General features: G+C 60.9%; 12 protein-coding genes. 9 read left to right on the plus strand and 3 right to left on the minus strand.

Features of this window, described 5'->3' with window-relative positions:
- Positions 1-2: 2 nt before the first annotated feature.
- The 9 genes from murD to lpxC all read left to right on the plus strand — a co-directional run bounded on the left by murD (position 3) and on the right by lpxC (position 10,483).
- A complete protein-coding gene (murD, locus tag HCU66_RS18230; protein ID WP_205889786.1) occupies positions 3-1,349 on the plus strand; it encodes a UDP-N-acetylmuramoyl-L-alanine--D-glutamate ligase in 1,347 nt (448 codons plus the stop codon).
- Entirely contained in the window at positions 1,346-2,563 is a 1,218-nt protein-coding gene (gene ftsW / locus HCU66_RS18235; RefSeq protein WP_420908061.1) for a putative lipid II flippase FtsW, read from the plus strand. Before murD ends, ftsW begins: the two co-directional genes overlap by 4 nt.
- Positions 2,553-3,623: an undecaprenyldiphospho-muramoylpentapeptide beta-N-acetylglucosaminyltransferase gene (murG, locus tag HCU66_RS18240; protein WP_205889787.1), complete on the plus strand. Its 1,071-nt coding sequence runs from the start codon at positions 2,553-2,555 to the stop codon at positions 3,621-3,623. Before ftsW ends, murG begins: the two co-directional genes overlap by 11 nt.
- Positions 3,616-5,076, plus strand: a complete 1,461-nt coding sequence (gene murC / locus HCU66_RS18245; protein ID WP_205889788.1) for a UDP-N-acetylmuramate--L-alanine ligase — start codon at positions 3,616-3,618, stop codon at positions 5,074-5,076. Before murG ends, murC begins: the two co-directional genes overlap by 8 nt.
- A complete protein-coding gene (locus tag HCU66_RS18250; RefSeq protein WP_205889789.1) occupies positions 5,073-6,053 on the plus strand; it encodes a D-alanine--D-alanine ligase in 981 nt (326 codons plus the stop codon). The genes murC and HCU66_RS18250 overlap by 4 nt, the downstream gene beginning before the upstream one ends.
- 4 nt (positions 6,054-6,057) lie before the next feature.
- Positions 6,058-6,924 (plus strand): cell division protein FtsQ/DivIB, encoded by an 867-nt coding sequence (locus HCU66_RS18255; protein WP_205889790.1) that lies wholly within the window; start codon positions 6,058-6,060, stop codon positions 6,922-6,924.
- 14 nt (positions 6,925-6,938) lie between these two features.
- On the plus strand, positions 6,939-8,198 hold the full coding sequence (ftsA, locus tag HCU66_RS18260; protein WP_205889791.1) for a cell division protein FtsA: 1,260 nt from the start codon (positions 6,939-6,941) through the stop codon (positions 8,196-8,198).
- Positions 8,199-8,265: 67 nt separating this feature from the next.
- A complete protein-coding gene (gene ftsZ, locus HCU66_RS18265; RefSeq protein WP_095051261.1) occupies positions 8,266-9,459 on the plus strand; it encodes a cell division protein FtsZ in 1,194 nt (397 codons plus the stop codon).
- Positions 9,460-9,571: 112 nt separating this feature from the next.
- Positions 9,572-10,483 carry a UDP-3-O-acyl-N-acetylglucosamine deacetylase gene (gene lpxC, locus HCU66_RS18270; RefSeq protein WP_007939852.1) on the plus strand — a complete coding sequence of 304 codons (912 nt, stop codon included), beginning with the start codon at positions 9,572-9,574 and terminating at the stop codon, positions 10,481-10,483.
- Between the two features lie 100 nt (positions 10,484-10,583).
- Here lpxC and HCU66_RS18275 read toward each other — a convergent pair whose 3' ends face one another.
- From HCU66_RS18275 to HCU66_RS18285, 3 genes are all read right to left on the minus strand, one after another.
- Entirely contained in the window at positions 10,584-12,080 is a 1,497-nt protein-coding gene (locus tag HCU66_RS18275; protein WP_205889792.1) for a sensor domain-containing diguanylate cyclase, read from the minus strand.
- A 330-nt stretch (positions 12,081-12,410) separates the two neighbouring features.
- Positions 12,411-15,503, minus strand: a complete 3,093-nt coding sequence (locus HCU66_RS18280; protein WP_205889793.1) for a multidrug efflux RND transporter permease subunit — start codon at positions 15,501-15,503, stop codon at positions 12,411-12,413.
- A complete protein-coding gene (locus HCU66_RS18285) occupies positions 15,500-16,660 on the minus strand; it encodes an efflux RND transporter periplasmic adaptor subunit (RefSeq protein WP_205889794.1) in 1,161 nt (386 codons plus the stop codon). The genes HCU66_RS18280 and HCU66_RS18285 overlap by 4 nt, the downstream gene beginning before the upstream one ends.
- Between the last annotated feature and the right edge of the window lie 225 nt (positions 16,661-16,885).

The raw sequence follows: 16,885 nt of genomic DNA on the forward strand, positions 1-16,885 counted from the left end.
GAGTGTCTCTGATCGCTTCTGACCACTTCCGCATCGTTGTCGGCCTCGGCAAGAGCGGCATGTCCCTGGTTCGCTTCCTGGCGAACCGGGGCGTGTCGTTTGCTGTGGCCGATACGCGGGAAAATCCACCGGAACTGGCCACGCTCAAGCGTGACTATCCGCACGTGGAAGTGCGTTGTGGCGAGCTGGACGTCGAATTCCTGTGTCGTGCCGACGAGCTCTACGTGAGCCCCGGCCTGGCGTTGGCGACCCCGGCCCTGCAGGCTGCCGCCGCCCGTGGCGTGAAATTGTCCGGCGACATCGAGCTGTTCGCGCGTAACGCGAAAGCGCCGATTGTCGCCATTAGCGGTTCCAACGCCAAAAGCACTGTCACCACCCTGGTCGGCGAGATGGCGGCGGCGGCGGGCAAGCGTGTCGCTGTCGGCGGCAACCTCGGCACGCCGGCGCTGGATTTGCTCAGTGATGACGTCGAGCTGTACGTGATGGAACTGTCGAGCTTCCAGCTCGAAACCACTGATCAGCTCAACGCCGAAGTGGCGACCGTGCTCAACATCAGCGAAGACCACATGGACCGCTACAGCGGTCTGCCGGCCTATCACTTGGCCAAGCACCGCATTTTCCGTGGCGCCAGGCAGTTTGTGGTCAACCGTCAGGACGCCCTGAGCCGTCCGCTGATGGGGGAAGGTCAACCCTGCTGGACCTTCGGTTTGAACAAACCCGACTTCAAGGCCTTCGGTATCCGGGAAGAGGATGGCGAGAAGTACCTGGCCTTCGAATTCCAGAACCTGATGCCGGTGCGCGAACTGAAAATTCGTGGCGCGCATAACCAGTCCAACGCCCTGGCGGCATTGGCACTGGGCCACGCCGTGGGGCTGCCATTCGAGGCGATGCTTTCGGCATTGCGTACCTTCGCCGGCCTTGAGCATCGCTGCCAATGGGTGCGTGATCTGGATGGCGTTGGCTACTACAACGACTCCAAGGCCACCAATGTCGGTGCCGCTCTGGCCGCCATCGAAGGCCTGGGTGCGGACATCGACGGCAAGATCGTGCTGATTGCCGGTGGCGACGGCAAGGGTGCCGAGTTCAAGGATCTGCGCGATCCGGTGGCGGCCAACTGCCGTGCCGTCATTTTGATGGGCCGTGACGCCGACAAGATCGGTGAGGCCATCGGCGATGCCGTTCCACTGATTCGCGTCGGCTCGCTGATCGAAGCCGTGGCGCAATGCCGCGCCGCTGCCCAGCCGGGTGACGTGGTGCTGCTGTCGCCAGCCTGCGCCAGTTTCGACATGTTCAAGAACTACGAAGATCGTGGTCACCAGTTCGTCCGCGCCGTGGAGGATCTGGCATGAGCCTGAGCAACATCATCAAGCCGTATCCATCGCCGCTCATCACCGGACGCGGGATCGACCTCGACTTCCCGATGCTTGCCGGTTGCCTGACGTTGCTGGGCCTGGGGCTGATCATGATCGCTTCGGCGTCGACCGAAGTGGCGGCGGTGCAGTCGGGCAGTCCCCTGTATTACATGATTCGCCACCTTATCTATGTTGTGTTGGGCCTGGGGGCCTGCATCGTCACCATGATGATTCCGATCGCTACCTGGCAACGCCTGGGGTGGCTGATGCTGATTGGTGCATTTGGTTTGCTGGTGCTGGTGATCGTTCCGGGGATCGGCCGTGAAGTGAACGGTTCGATGCGCTGGATCGGCTTCAGTTTCTTCAACGTGCAGCCTTCCGAGATCGCCAAGGTGTTCGTGGTCATCTACCTGGCCGGTTATCTGGTGCGTCGTCAGAAAGAAGTGCGTGAAAGCTGGATGGGCTTCTTCAAGCCGTTCATCGTACTGCTGCCGATGGCGGGGCTGTTGCTGATGGAACCGGACTTCGGTGCCACCGTCGTGATGATGGGGGCTGCTGCGGCGATGCTGTTCCTCGGCGGGGTCGGGCTGTTCCGTTTTTCCTTGATGGTGGTTCTGGCGGTCGCGGCGGTGGTGTTGTTGATTCAGATGCAGCCGTATCGAATGGCGCGCCTGACCAACTTTGCCGATCCGTGGGCCGATCAGTTCGGTGCCGGCTATCAGTTGTCTCAGGCCTTGATCGCTTTCGGACGCGGCGAATGGCTGGGCGTTGGCCTGGGCAACAGCGTGCAGAAACAGTTCTACCTGCCGGAAGCCCACACTGACTTCGTGTTCTCGGTACTGGCTGAAGAACTGGGCGCCGTGGGTTCTCTGTGCACGGTGGCGCTGTTCGTCTTTGTCTGTATCCGTGGCATGTACATCGGCCTGTGGGCCGAGAAAGCCAAGCAGTTTTTTGCCGCCTATGTCGCTTATGGCCTGTCGTTCCTGTGGATTGGTCAGTTCCTGATCAACATCGGGGTGAACGTCGGCCTGCTGCCGACCAAAGGTCTGACCCTGCCATTCCTCAGTTATGGCGGTAGTTCGTTGGTGATCTGCTGCGCCTGTCTCGGCTTGTTGCTGCGCATCGAGTGGGAGAGTCGAACCCACCTGGGCAGCGAGGAGATGGAATTCCATGAAAGCGACTTCGCCGAGGAGCCGAGCCATGGGCGCTAACGTATTGATCATGGCTGGCGGCACCGGGGGCCACGTGTTCCCGGCACTGGCCTGTGCTCGCGAGTTCCAGGCTCGCGGTTATACCGTGCACTGGCTCGGCACGCCCCGCGGGATCGAAAACGATCTGGTGCCGGCGGCCGGTCTTCAATTGCATCGGATCCACGTCAGCGGTTTGCGCGGCAAGGGCAAATTGTCCCTGCTCAAGGCGCCGATCATGTTGCTCAAGTCGATCTGGCAGGCGCGGGCGATCATTCGTCAGTTGCGGCCGGTGTGTGTGGTCGGCTTTGGTGGTTTTGTGACCGGTCCCGGAGGCGTCGCAGCCAGACTGGCCGGCGTGCCGGTCATCGTTCACGAGCAGAACGCCGTGGCCGGTACCGCCAATCGGTTGCTGGTGCCGTTGGCCGCCCGGGTCTGTGAAGCGTTCCCCGACACCTTTACCCTGTCGAACAGCCGTCGGACCACCGGTAACCCGGTGCGCACCGAGCTGTTCCTCGAAACACCGCGACCTGCCCTGGCCGGTCGCAAGGCGCGTTTGCTGATCCTGGGTGGAAGCCTGGGCGCAGAGCCGTTGAACAAGTTGCTGCCTGAAGCCCTGTCGCAAGTCGCCCCCGACCTGCGCCCGGACGTGTTCCATCAGGCCGGCAAAAACCACGATGAAGTGACTGCAGAGCGCTATCGCGCGGCTGGCGTCGAGGCGCAAGTGCAGCCGTTCATCAAAGACATGGCCCAAGCCTATGGCTGGGCCGACCTGGTGGTGTGCCGCGCAGGCGCGCTGACCATCAGTGAACTGGCGGCTGCCGGTCTGCCCTCGATGCTGGTGCCTTTGCCCCATGCGATCGACGATCACCAGACCCGCAACGCCGATTATTTGGCCCGCGAAGGCGCTGCCTTCCTGATGCCGCAAAGAACGACTGGCGCAGCGGACCTTGCCGCTCGCCTGACAGAGGTCTTGATGCAACCGCAACGACTCAACGACATGGCCAGCGCAGCACGCCGCCTGGCCAAACCCGATGCCACCCGTAACGTGGTCGATACCTGCCTGGAGGTGGCCCATGGTTGAGAACAAAAAAGCCATGCCCCAACCGGAAATGCGCCGCATCCGTCGCATCCACTTCGTCGGTATCGGCGGCGTGGGTATGTGCGGGATCGCCGAAGTGTTGCTGAACCTGGGCTACGAAGTGTCCGGTTCCGACCTCAAGGCTTCGCCGGTGACCGAGCGTCTGGAATCTTTCGGTGCGCAGATTTTCATCGGCCACCGTGCCGAGAACGCCGCAGCCGCCGACGTGCTGGTGGTGTCGAGCGCCGTCAACACGTCCAACCCGGAAGTCGCGACCGCGCTGGAACGCCGGATTCCGGTGGTGCCGCGTGCCGAGATGCTCGCCGAACTGATGCGCTACCGCCACGGCATCGCCGTCGCCGGTACCCACGGCAAAACCACCACCACCAGCCTGATCGCTTCGGTGTTCGCCGCCGGCGGCCTGGACCCGACGTTCGTGATCGGTGGTCGCCTGAATGCCGCGGGCACCAATGCCCAGCTCGGTACCAGCCGCTACCTGATCGCCGAAGCCGACGAAAGCGATGCCAGCTTCCTGCACTTGCAGCCGCTGGTGGCCGTGGTCACCAACATCGACGCCGATCACATGGCGACCTACGACGGCGACTTCAACAAACTGAAGAAAACCTTCGTCGAGTTCCTGCACAACCTGCCGTTCTACGGTCTGGCGGTGATGTGCCTGGACGATCCGGTGGTGCGTGAAATCCTCCCGCAGGTGAAACGCCCGACGGTCACTTACGGCTTTGGCGATGACGCCGACGTGCGCGCGATCAATGTGCGCCAACAAGGCATGCAAACCTTCTTTACCGTGCTGCGTCCTGACCGCGAACCGCTGGATGTCTCGGTGAACATGCCGGGCAATCACAACGTGCTGAACGCGTTGGCGACCATTTGCATCGCCACCGACGAAGGCGTCAGCGATGAAGCCATTGTCCAGGGCCTGTCCGGGTTCCAGGGTGTCGGCCGACGCTTCCAGGTGTACGGCGAACTGCCGGTCGAAGGCGGCAACGTCATGCTGGTGGACGACTACGGTCACCACCCGACCGAAGTCGCGGCCGTGATCAAGGCCGTGCGCGGTGGCTGGCCGGAGCGCCGTCTGGTGATGGTCTACCAGCCGCACCGTTACAGCCGCACCCGCGACCTGTACGACGATTTCGTCAATGTGCTGGCCGACGCCAACGTGCTGCTGCTGATGGAAGTCTACCCGGCCGGCGAAGAGCCGATTCCGGGCGCCGACAGCCGCAAGCTGTGCAACAGCATTCGCCAGCGCGGTCAGCTCGATCCGATCTACGTCGAGCGCGGCATCGACCTCGCGCCGATCGTCAAGCCGCTGCTGTGTGCCGGCGACATTCTGCTGTGCCAGGGCGCCGGTGATATCGGCGGTCTCGCACCCAAACTGTTGAACAGTCCGTTGTTCGCCGGGGCCATTGCCGCACCGGTAGAGGGGAAGTTGAAATGACTGCTGCTTACGCCAACCTCGTCTCCACTATCGCGCCGAAAGATTTCGGTCGCGTCGCCGTGCTGTTCGGCGGCAAGAGTGCCGAGCGTGAAGTGTCCCTGAAGTCGGGTAACGCGGTGCTCGATGCACTGCAAAGCGCCGGTGTGGACGCGTTCGGTATTGATGTGGGTGATGACCTGCTGCAGCGCCTGCTGAGCGAAAAAATCGACCGCGCCTTCATCATCCTCCACGGTCGTGGCGGTGAAGACGGCAGCATGCAGGGCCTGCTCGAATGCGCAGGGATTCCGTACACCGGCAGCGGCATTCTGGCCTCGGCCCTGGCCATGGACAAACTGCGCACCAAGCAGGTCTGGCACAGCCTTGGCATTCCGACGCCACGCCACGCAGTACTGCGCTCTGAGGCCGATTGTATTTCGGCGGCCACGGAACTGGGCTTCCCGTTGATCGTCAAACCGGCGCATGAAGGTTCCAGTATCGGGATGGCCAAAGTGACTTGCGCACCCGAGTTGATCGAGGCGTGGAAAACGGCCAGTACCTACGATTCGCAAGTGTTGGTCGAGCAATGGATTCACGGTCCGGAGTTCACCATCGCCACCCTGCGTGACCAGGTGTTGCCACCGATTGCCCTGGGCACGACGCACAGTTTCTACGACTACGACGCCAAGTACATCGCCAACGATACCCAGTACCGCATCCCGTGCGGCCTGGACAGCGACAAAGAAAAGGAACTCATGGACCTCACGGCCAAAGCCTGTGAGGCGCTGGGTATTGCCGGTTGGGGCAGGGCGGACGTGATGCAGGACGCCGACGGGCAGTTCTGGTTCCTGGAAGTCAACACCGCACCGGGCATGACCGATCACAGTCTGGTTCCGATGGCGGCCCGTGCCGCCGGCCTGGATTTCCAGCAACTGGTTCTGGCGATTCTGGCGGCAAGTGTTGCCGGCAATGCGGCCGGTAATGAAGAGCCTAGAGGTTAAGACCATGCAAGGCGCTCAGCTACGTCATCAGCCCTCCGCACCCGGCCGCAAGCCGGTGCCGCGGGGTGCCAGCCGAATGGTGGCCAAAGAGCCGATGTCCGTGCGCCTGCCGAAAGCCAATTTTGGTTTTCTCAAAAGTCTGTTCTGGCCCGTGCTGCTGGTGGCATTGGGGTTCGGCACTTATGAAGGCGCACAGCGTTTGCTGCCGTACGCCGATCGGCCGATCACCAAAATCGCCGTGCAGGGCGACTTGAGTTACATCAGCCAGCAAGCGGTGCAGCAGCGGATCGCCCCGTACGTGGCGTCGAGCTTCTTCACCATCGACCTGGCGAGCATGCGCACGGAGCTTGAACAGATGCCATGGATTGCCCACGCCGAAGTGCGTCGGGTGTGGCCGGATCAGGTGGTGATTCGCCTGGAAGAACAACTGCCGGTGGCCCGTTGGGGCGATGAGTCGCTGTTGAACAACCAGGGGCAAGCGTTCACCCCGCGCGAGCTGGCGAATTACGAACACTTGCCACAGCTGTTCGGCCCACAGCGGGCGCAGCAGCAAGTCATGCAGCAATACCAGGTGCTGAGCCAGATGCTCAGGCCATTGGGTTTCTCGATTGCACGCCTGGAGTTGCGTGAACGAGGCAGTTGGTTCCTGACCACCGGCGCCGGCAGCGCGGGCCCTGGAATCGAACTGCTGCTGGGACGCGGCAAGCTGGTGGAACGGATGCGCCGCTTCATTGCCATCTATGACAAGACGCTCAAAGAACAGATTACGAACATTGCGCGCATCGATCTGCGCTACGCCAACGGCCTTGCCGTTGGCTGGCGGGAACCTGTAGCGCCCACGGCAGCCCAACCCGCTGTCGCGAAGAATTAAGAGAGGCAGGACCCATGGCAAACGTGCAAAGCGGCAAAATGATCGTCGGTCTCGATATCGGTACCTCCAAGGTGGTGGCACTGGTAGGCGAGGTCTCGGACGACGGCACGCTCGAAATCGTCGGGATCGGTACTCATCCGTCCCGCGGCCTGAAAAAAGGCGTAGTGGTGAACATCGAGTCCACCGTCCAGTCGATCCAGCGCGCTATCGAAGAAGCGCAGCTGATGGCCGGTTGCCGGATCCATTCGGCGTTCGTCGGCGTGGCCGGCAATCACATCCGCAGTTTGAATTCCCACGGCATCGTGGCGATTCGTGATCGCGAAGTCAGCTCCGCCGACCTTGAGCGCGTCCTCGACGCCGCCCAGGCCGTGGCAATCCCGGCTGACCAGCGTGTGCTGCACACCTTGCCGCAGGATTACGTGATCGATAACCAGGAAGGTGTTCGCGAGCCGTTGGGCATGTCCGGTGTGCGTCTGGAAGCCAAGGTTCACGTGGTCACCTGCGCCGTCAACGCCGCACAGAACATTGAAAAATGCGTGCGCCGCTGCGGTCTGGAAATCGACGACATCATTCTCGAGCAGCTGGCTTCCGCGTATTCGGTCCTGACCGACGACGAGAAGGAGCTGGGCGTGTGCCTGGTGGACATCGGCGGCGGCACCACCGACATCGCGATCTTCACCGAAGGCGCGATCCGCCACACCGCGGTGATCCCGATTGCCGGCGATCAGGTGACCAACGACATCGCCATGGCGTTGCGCACCCCGACCCAGTACGCCGAAGAAATCAAGATTCGCTACGCCTGCGCCCTGGCCAAACTGGCCGGTGCCGGTGAAACCATCAAGGTGCCGAGCGTCGGTGATCGTCCGCCGCGCGAGCTGTCCCGTCAGGCCCTGGCCGAAGTGGTCGAGCCGCGTTACGACGAGCTGTTCACCCTGATCCAGGCCGAACTGCGTCGCAGCGGCTACGAAGATCTGATCCCGGCCGGCATCGTGCTGACCGGCGGTACGTCGAAGATGGAAGGCGCCACCGAACTGGCCGAGGAAATCTTCCACATGCCGGTGCGCCTGGGTGTGCCCCATGGCGTCAAGGGCCTGGATGACGTGGTCCGCAACCCGATCTATTCCACCGGCGTCGGCCTGTTGATGTACGGCCTGCAGAAGCAGTCCGACGGGATTTCGTTCTCGGGCATCGGCAGCCGCGACAGCTACAGCAATGACGAACCGAAAGCCGCTCTGCTCGATCGTTTCAAGAGCTGGGTGCAAGGCAATTTCTAACGCTTTACCGCAACACCGCTTCAAACAGCAGTAGGCGAAAAAACTAGAGAACGTAAGGAGAGGGAAAATGTTCGAACTCGTAGACAACATCCCCGCAAGCCCGGTAATTAAAGTTATCGGTGTTGGCGGTGGCGGCGGCAACGCTGTCAATCACATGGTCAAGAGCAACATTGAAGGCGTCGAGTTCATCTGCGCCAACACTGATGCCCAGGCGCTGAAGAGCATCAGCGCGCGGACCATCCTGCAACTGGGTACCGGCGTGACCAAAGGTCTGGGTGCCGGCGCCAACCCTGAAGTAGGTCGTCAGGCCGCTCTCGAAGACCGTGAGCGCATTGCCGAAGTCCTGCAGGGCACCAACATGGTGTTCATCACTACCGGCATGGGCGGTGGTACCGGCACCGGTGCTGCGCCGATCATCGCCGAAGTGGCCAAGGAAATGGGGATCCTCACCGTTGCGGTGGTGACCCGTCCGTTCCCGTTCGAAGGCCGCAAGCGCATGCAGCTCGCTGACGAGGGCATCCGTCTGCTGTCTGAAAGCGTCGACTCGTTGATCACCATTCCCAACGAGAAGTTGCTGACCATCCTCGGTAAAGACGCAAGCCTGCTGTCGGCTTTCGCCAAGGCCGACGATGTACTGGCCGGTGCCGTTCGCGGTATCTCCGACATCATCAAGCGTCCGGGCATGATCAACGTCGACTTTGCCGACGTGCGCACCGTAATGAGCGAAATGGGCATGGCGATGATGGGCACTGGCTGCGCCAGCGGTCCGAACCGTGCACGCGAGGCCACCGAAGCGGCCATTCGCAACCCGCTGCTCGAAGACGTGAACCTGCAAGGTGCACGCGGCATCCTGGTGAACATCACCGCCGGTCCTGACCTGTCTCTGGGTGAGTACTCCGACGTGGGTAGCATCATCGAAGCCTTCGCTTCCGAGCACGCGATGGTCAAGGTCGGTACCGTTATCGATCCGGACATGCGCGACGAGCTGCACGTGACTGTTGTGGCTACCGGTCTGGGCGCTAAAATCGAGAAGCCTGTGAAGGTTATCGACAATACCGTTCACACGTCGATGGCTTCCCAGCCACAACAACAAGCCCCTGTTCGTCAGGAACAGCCTGCGGTGAACTACCGTGACCTGGACCGTCCGACCGTCATGCGCAACCAGGCTCAGGCCGGTGCTGCGACTGCCGCGAAGATGAACCCGCAAGATGATCTGGACTACCTGGACATCCCGGCTTTCCTGCGTCGTCAGGCCGATTGATGAAATGTATCAGGGGTATTAGGGTGATTGGTGTTCAGCAAAGGTCTGGTCTGCTATCATCGCCAGCCTTTGTTGATACCAGTTCGCAATTTGCGCTGAAGCGGCCCATGCCATGATTAAACAACGCACCCTGAAGAATATTATCCGTGCCACAGGTGTCGGCCTGCACTCCGGGGAGAAGGTCTACCTGACCCTCAAGCCAGCGCCTGTCGACACCGGCATTGTGTTTTGTCGTGCTGACCTCGACCCTGTGGTGCAGATCCCTGCCCGCGCGGAAAACGTTGGCGAAACCACTATGTCGACCACGCTTGTTAACGGTGACGTCAAAGTGGACACGGTGGAGCACCTGCTCTCGGCCATGGCTGGCCTGGGCATCGATAACGCCTACGTCGAGCTCTCCGCGTCCGAAGTCCCGATCATGGATGGTAGCGCTGGACCCTTCGTATTCCTGATTCAATCGGCCGGCCTGGAAGAGCAGGACGCCGCCAAGAAGTTCATCCGGATCCTGCGGGAAGTGACAGTGGAAGACGGCGACAAGCGCGCCACTTTCGTCCCTTTCGAAGGCTTCAAAGTGAGCTTCGAGATCGATTTCGATCACCCGGTTTTCCGTGACCGCACACAAAGTGCAAGCGTGGATTTTTCCAGCACTTCGTTCGTAAAAGAAGTCAGCCGCGCGCGTACCTTTGGTTTCATGAGTGATATCGAGTACCTGCGCAAGCACAACCTCGCACTCGGCGGTAGCGTTGAAAACGCTATTGTGGTCGACGCGGATGGTGTACTGAACGAAGACGGCCTTCGCTATGAAGACGAATTCGTGAAGCACAAGATCCTCGATGCCATTGGTGACCTCTACCTGCTGGGCAATAGCCTGATTGGTGAGTTCAAGGGCTTCAAGTCCGGACATGCATTGAACAACCAGCTGCTGCGCAAGTTGATTGAGCAGACAGATGCCTGGGAAGTCGTGACGTTCGAAGACGCCAGTACCGCACCGATCTCTTACATGCGTCCTGTTGCGGCCGTGTAAGCAAAAAACCTCTCTAGTTTTTTAAAGGCTACCTTCGGGTGGCCTTTTTTTATGCTTGTGGGAAAGAAATGGGATGCGTGGATCTTGCCCATCGAGGATTTCACTGCGCAGCAACCACCCGGTTGCGCCCGTTTTCCTTGGCCTGATACAGCGCCTTATCCGCTGCAAACAGCAACTGTTCCAGGCTGATATCGGTTGCCGTCGTCCAGGTGCTGATGCCAATACTGACAGTAATCGGCGACACATCACCCCCCACCAACGGCAATTGCTCTACCGCTATACGGATTTTCTCGGCAATCTGTTGTGCACCGGCGCTGTCGGTTTCAGCCAGGATCACCGAAAACTCCTCGCCACCATACCGGGCGACCAGGTCCGTCGGCCGTCGAACATGGGTGTCGATCACTTTGGCCACCGAGCGCAAGGCATCGTCGCCGCCCTGGTGACCATGGCGATCATTGAACGCCTTGAAGTGATCGATATCGATCATCAGTAGCGACAACGGCTGAGCGGAACGTTGGGCTCGAAACCACTCATGATGTAGCGCCTGATCCAGGCTTCGGCGGTTGGCCAAGCCGGTCAAGGGGTCGGTGGCGGCCAGCTGTGACAGTTCCTGCTCGGCACTGTGGCGCCGACGCAGTTCCCGGCAAAGCAACCCGGTCAGCCACAACAGGCTTGCGCACAGGGCAATGGTTGCCGAGCTGACCACCACCGCAGTACGTTTCCAGGCTGCAAAGACCTCATCACTGGACAGCGCAACAATGACGATCAACGGCAGGTTTCCGACCTTGGAGAACGTGTACAGGCGCTTATCCTTGTGGCGGCTGGACAGGCCGGTGAAGCTGCCGTTGCCTTCCTTGACGATGCGTTGGAAATTGGGGCGGCTACTGAAATCCTTGCCGATCAGCTCTTCGGCCAAGCGGGGTTGCTGGGCCAGCAGAATCCCGTCTTTGCTGATCAGATTGACCGTACTGTCGCGACCGATGCTCAAACTGTTGAACAACTGATCGAAGTAACTCAAACGCATGGCGGCTTCGGCCACACCGAGGAACTCGCCCTGGGGGCCGTTCACCCGGCGGCTGAAACTGATCCGCCAATCCTGTTCCGGCGCCCTGGCCCTGAAGGGGCGACTGATGAACATGCCCGAGTCCGGGTTGTTCACGTGGGACTGGAAGTATTCGCGATCAGCGTAGTTGCCCTTTCTGGGCTCCACCGAGGCCGAGTTGGCGATGACGTCGCCCTTGCTGTCGAGCAACAAAATGTTGCCCTTGTACGGCGCGGCGGTGGCGCGGTCGAAATAGGCCAGATGGCGAATGGCAGGGGAAACGCTTTTGAGGTCTTCACGCTGGGAGGCCGCGATCAAACCCAGCAGGGACACATCATAAAGTTCGACATTGCGCAGCACGTCGGCGTCGATCAATTGCACGATATTGTTGGCGGCACGAGCGGCGGACAATTCGGCATTGGCGCGTTCACGGATCAGCAGGAATGCGACGATGCTCAGTATCGCAATCACCAACAACACACTACTGAGAACCAGAAGCCGCTCCGACCGTGTCGAACGGATCGGATCACGGGATTTCGCACTGTTCACACTCATGGTTCTGACTTCTGCAAATAAGGCATTATGAAAGTGCTTTTACAAGAATCGGGCAGAGTCCCAGAAACCGTCGCGCCTATATAAATCCCGGATAAAGAAAAGGCCAGCAAAACATGCTGGCCTTTTGCTAATTGAAGCTTAGAAGACATTCAGAGGGTAGTCGACAATTACCCGGAAACGGTTTGCGGAGGTAATCGTCAGCGCCAGGTGCAGGCCTTCGACGCCATCGCGGGCCACGTCCACGGTGTAGCCCTATTCCGTCAGACCGCGATGCAGATAGTCCGCGGTTTTTTCCTCGTCTTCGATAATCAGAACGCGCGTGACCCCGCCTCAGTCTGTGGTCGCCAGCACCGGCTGCTGTGCTGGTGTGGGTCTATGGAATAGCCGCTCGAGCCACAAGTATATGACCGGCGTGGTGAACAGCGTCAGCGCCTGGCTCACCAGCAAGCCGCCGACCACCGCGATGCCCAATGGCTGGCGCAGTTCGGCGCCGGTGCCGTAGCCGAGCATCAACGGCAGGGCGCCGAGCAGGGCGGCGAGGGTGGTCATGATGATGGGCCGGAACCTTGTGAGACAGGCCTCATAGATGGCTTCTTCTGGCGGCAGCCCACGGTTGCGTTGAGCTTCGAGCGCAAAGTCGATCAACAGAATGCCGTTCTTCTTGACGATGCCGATCAGCAGCACGAGCCCGATCAGCGCCATGATCGAAAAGTCCTGGCCGCAGATCCACAGCATGATCACCGCCCCGAGCCCCGCCGAGGGCAGGGTCGAGATGATCGTCAGCGGATGCACGAAGCTTTCGTACAGCACACCGAGAATGATGTACACCGCCACCAGCGCCGCCAGAATCAGCCACGGCTGGCTGGCCAGCGAACTCTGGAACGCCTGGGCCGCGCCCTGGAAGTTACCGCTGATGGCTGCCGGCATGCCGATGTCGGTCTTGGCCTGATTGAGCATGACCACCGCATCGCCCAATGCGACGCCGGGCGCCAGGTTGAACGACAGATTGGCCGCCGGGAACATCCCGTCGTGGGCGATGGACAACGGGCCGATGGTCGGCGCCTCGAATTTTGCCAGCGCCGACAGCGGCACCATCTCCCCGCTCAGTGGCGAGCGCAGGTAGAAATAGTTGAGGCTTTCGGCCTTGCCGCGCTGTTTGGCGTCCAGTTCCAGAATCACGTTGTACTGGTTGGTCTGGGTCTGGAACTCGTTGATCTGCCGCTGGCCGAAGGCGTCGTACAGCGCTTCGTCGACATCGCTGGCGGTCAGGCCGAAACGTGCCGCCGCGCTGCGGTCGATGCTGATGTGGGTGATGCTGCCGCCCAGTTGCAGGTCGTTGGAAATGTCGCGGAACGCCGGGTTGCTGCGCAGTTTTTCCGTCAGGCGCTGGGTCCAGGTGCTCAGGAGGTCACCGTCGTTACTCTTGAGCACGTATTGGTACTGGGCGCGGCTCGGGCCGGAGCTGAGGTTGATGTCTTGCCCGGCGCGCAGGTACAGCACGATGCCCGGAATTTTCATCAATTGCGGGCGAATCCGGTCGATGAACTGGCTGGCGGACACGTTGCGATCACTGCGTTTTTTCAGCGAAATCCAGAAGCGGCCGTTGGCGATGGTCTGGTTACTGCCCGCAACGCCGACCGAGTGAGAGAACGTCTCGACGGCGGGATCGGCGGCGACGATTTCCGCCATCGCCAGGTGTTTTTTCACCATGTCGCCGTAGGAAATATCCGCAGCCGCTTCGGTGGTGCCGAGGACGAAACCGGTGTCCTGTACCGGGAAGAAACCCTTCGGAATGAAAATGTACCCGGCAATGGCCAGACCGAGGGACAGGCCGAACACACCGATCGTCAGTTTCTGATGGGCGAGGGCGCGGCGCAGGCCTTTCTCGTACAGCGCCAGCAAGCGCTCGCCAAGACCCGATTGGCTGTGTTCCGGCGCACGCATGAACAGCGCGGCCAACGTCGGTGCCAGCGTCAGGGACACCACCACCGAAATCATGATGGTCGAGGTGGCGGTCAGGGCGAATTCCTTGAACAGCCGCCCGACCACGCCGCCCATGAACAGCAGCGGAATGAACGCCGCCACCAGCGAGAAACTGATCGAGACCACGGTAAAACCGATCTCGCCGGCGCCTTTGATCGCCGCCTCGCGCCTGCCGTCGCCGGCCTCCAGATGCCGGTGAATGTTTTCCACCACCACAATCGCATCGTCGACCACAAACCCGACGGACACCACGATCGCCACCAGCGTCAGGTTATTCAGGCTGAAGCCCATGATGTACATCAGGGCGAAACTGGCAATCAGTGACACACCGAGCACCGCCGCCACGATCAGGGTCGCCGACAGTTGGCGCAGAAACAGAGCCATCACCGCCACCACCAGCAGGATCGCGATCAGCAGGGTGACTTCCACTTCATGCAGCGAAGCGCGGATGGTCTGGGTGCGATCGATCAACACCTTGACCTGCACCGAGGCCGGCAGCATGGCCTCCAGCGTCGGCAGGGCCGCTTGAATGCGGTCGACCGTTTCGACGATGTTGGCCCCCGGTTGCCGGAAAATCACCAGGTTCACCCCTGGCTGACCATCAGCCCACGCCTGGATGTAGGCATCTTCCGAACCGTTGACGACTTTGGCCACGTCCTTGAGATGAACCGGTGCGCCGTCCTTGTAGGAAACAATCAACTGACCGTATTCCTCGGGGTGGAACAACTGGTCGTTGGTGGACAAGGTCGAAATGCTCGACTCGCCGTACAGCGCACCCTTGGCCAGGTTGAGGCTGGTCTGCTGGATCGCCAGGCGAATGTCCGCCAGGGTCAGGCCGATGGCGGCGAGTTTGTCCGCCGAGGCCTGCACGCGAATCGCCGGACGTTGCTGACCGGTGATGTTGATATTGCCTACGCCGTCGATCTGGCTGATCTGACGGGCGAGCAGGGTTTCCACCAGGTCACTGACTTCGGTGCCGGGCATTTGCGGCGAGTTGATGCTGAGGATCAGTACCGGGCTATCGGCCGGATTGACCTTCCTCCAGTTCGGCAGGTTGGGCATGTCTTTGGGCAGCTTGCCGGCGGCGGTGTTGATCGCGGCCTGGACTTCCTGGGCGGCGGTGTCGATGCTTTTGTCGAGGGTGAATTGCAGGGTCAGGATGGTCGAGCCCAGGGCGCTGCTCGAGGTCATCTGGGTTACGCCGGGGATGGCGCTGAATTGCACTTCAAGCGGCGTGGCCACCGACGAGGCCATGGTCTCCGGGTTGGCGCCGGGCAGCTGCGCGGCCACCTGAATGGTCGGGAATTCCGCTTCCGGCAGTGGCGCAATCGACAGCCGCGGGAAGGCGATCACCCCCAGCAGCACCAAGGCAAAGGTCAGCAGGACCGTTGCCACCGGATGATCGATGCACCACGCTGAAATCGAGCCATGGCCCTTCATGGTTTCGGCTCCGATTGCACGACTTGCGGCGGCTCGGTCAACACCTGCACCGTTGAGCCGGGTTTGAGCCGTGATTGGCCGTCGCTGACCAACACATCACCCGGTTTCACGCCTTTGATGATGTTCTGCCCGCTGCTTTGATAAACCATTTGCACCTGAACGGCTTCGACCTTGTCGCCATTGACCCGGTAGACGAAATGTTGATCGAGGCCACGTTGTACGACGGTGGGCGGCACCACCAGCGCATTTTTATCCAGCGCTGTCTGAATCTTTACCGTCACCAGCAGGCCTGGCCAGAGTTTCTGTGCCGGGTTGGCGAATTCGGCCTTGGCGCGGATGGTTCCGGTGTTGGTGTTGATCTGGTTGTCGATCAGGCTTAGGTGGCCTTCGCCCAGCAGGTTGCCGGTTTCGCCGTCGGTGTCGGCACCGATGTAAGCCTTGACCGGCGCCTGCCGAGGATCGTTGATCAGGCTTTGCAGGGTCGGCAGCATGTGCTGCGGCAGGGAAAACTCCACGGCGATCGGGTCGATCTGAGTCACCGTGAACAGGCCTTGGGTGTCGGTCATGCGCAGGAAGTTGCCTTCATCCACCGTGCGAATCCCGACGCGACCGGTGACCGGGGAACGAATCTGTGTGTAGGAAAGCTGCACCAGAGCGGCGTCGATCGAGGCCTGATTGCCTTGGGCGGTGGCTTTGAGTTGATTGACCAGCGCTTGTTGCTGGTCGTAGGTCTGCTTGGACACACCGTCATCGACGCTCAGCAGTTTGTAGCGCTTGAGGTTGACCTGGGCCACTTGCAGTTGCGCCTGGCTTTCGCCCAGTTGCGCCCGGGCCTGGTCGAGGCTGGCGCGGATCGAGCGGTCGTCGAGGGTGGCCAGCAGGTCGCCTTTGTTCACCAGTTGGCCTTCCTTGACCAGCAGCCTGGTGAGGATGCCGTCGATCTGCGGGCGTACGACAACGCTGTGCAGGGACAGCACCGAGCCGATGCCGCTGACGTAGCGGGGCACATCTTTTTCGGCGACGCTGATCACTCGGACCGGAATGGCGGTGGGGGCGGCCAGTTTGGCGGTGGCGGGTTTTGTGACGTACCACACGCCCAGCGCGGCCAGGGCGATCAGAAGGGCGGCGAGCAGGGCGGTGTTTTTCTGGATTCGCATGCGAGCGGGGCGCCGGGCTGGGTGGTCGGAGTTTTGTCAGGTTTATACCTTCCTTTATAAACCTGTTTGCCCGTCAGGAGCGTGACTGGTAACTGACGGCGCTGTCAGTTTGGACCTCTTTTGGTTGCTGCTGATTCCTTTGATCTTGGCGGCCTTTGGGCCGACCATGCTCTTGTTGATTGAGTACATATCCGTTTCTGCGGTAACGGCGGCTGGCGGTTTCGC

The organism is Pseudomonas frederiksbergensis (assembly GCF_017114915.1).
In the GTDB taxonomy this organism is placed as follows: Bacteria; Pseudomonadota; Gammaproteobacteria; order Pseudomonadales; family Pseudomonadaceae; genus Aquipseudomonas; species Aquipseudomonas frederiksbergensis_I.

Coding starts and splice junctions, on each gene's coding strand:
- ftsW (WP_420908061.1), top strand. CDS start 1,346: ATGAGCCTGAGCAACATCATCAAGCCGTATCCATCGCCGCTCATCACC.
- murG (WP_205889787.1), top strand. CDS start 2,553: ATGGGCGCTAACGTATTGATCATGGCTGGCGGCACCGGGGGCCACGTG.
- murC (WP_205889788.1), top strand. CDS start 3,616: ATGGTTGAGAACAAAAAAGCCATGCCCCAACCGGAAATGCGCCGCATC.
- HCU66_RS18250 (WP_205889789.1), top strand. CDS start 5,073: ATGACTGCTGCTTACGCCAACCTCGTCTCCACTATCGCGCCGAAAGAT.
- HCU66_RS18255 (WP_205889790.1), top strand. CDS start 6,058: ATGCAAGGCGCTCAGCTACGTCATCAGCCCTCCGCACCCGGCCGCAAG.
- ftsA (WP_205889791.1), top strand. CDS start 6,939: ATGGCAAACGTGCAAAGCGGCAAAATGATCGTCGGTCTCGATATCGGT.
- ftsZ (WP_095051261.1), top strand. CDS start 8,266: ATGTTCGAACTCGTAGACAACATCCCCGCAAGCCCGGTAATTAAAGTT.
- lpxC (WP_007939852.1), top strand. CDS start 9,572: ATGATTAAACAACGCACCCTGAAGAATATTATCCGTGCCACAGGTGTC.
- HCU66_RS18275 (WP_205889792.1), bottom strand. CDS start 12,080: ATGAGTGTGAACAGTGCGAAATCCCGTGATCCGATCCGTTCGACACGG.
- HCU66_RS18280 (WP_205889793.1), bottom strand. CDS start 15,503: ATGAAGGGCCATGGCTCGATTTCAGCGTGGTGCATCGATCATCCGGTG.
- HCU66_RS18285 (WP_205889794.1), bottom strand. CDS start 16,660: ATGCGAATCCAGAAAAACACCGCCCTGCTCGCCGCCCTTCTGATCGCC.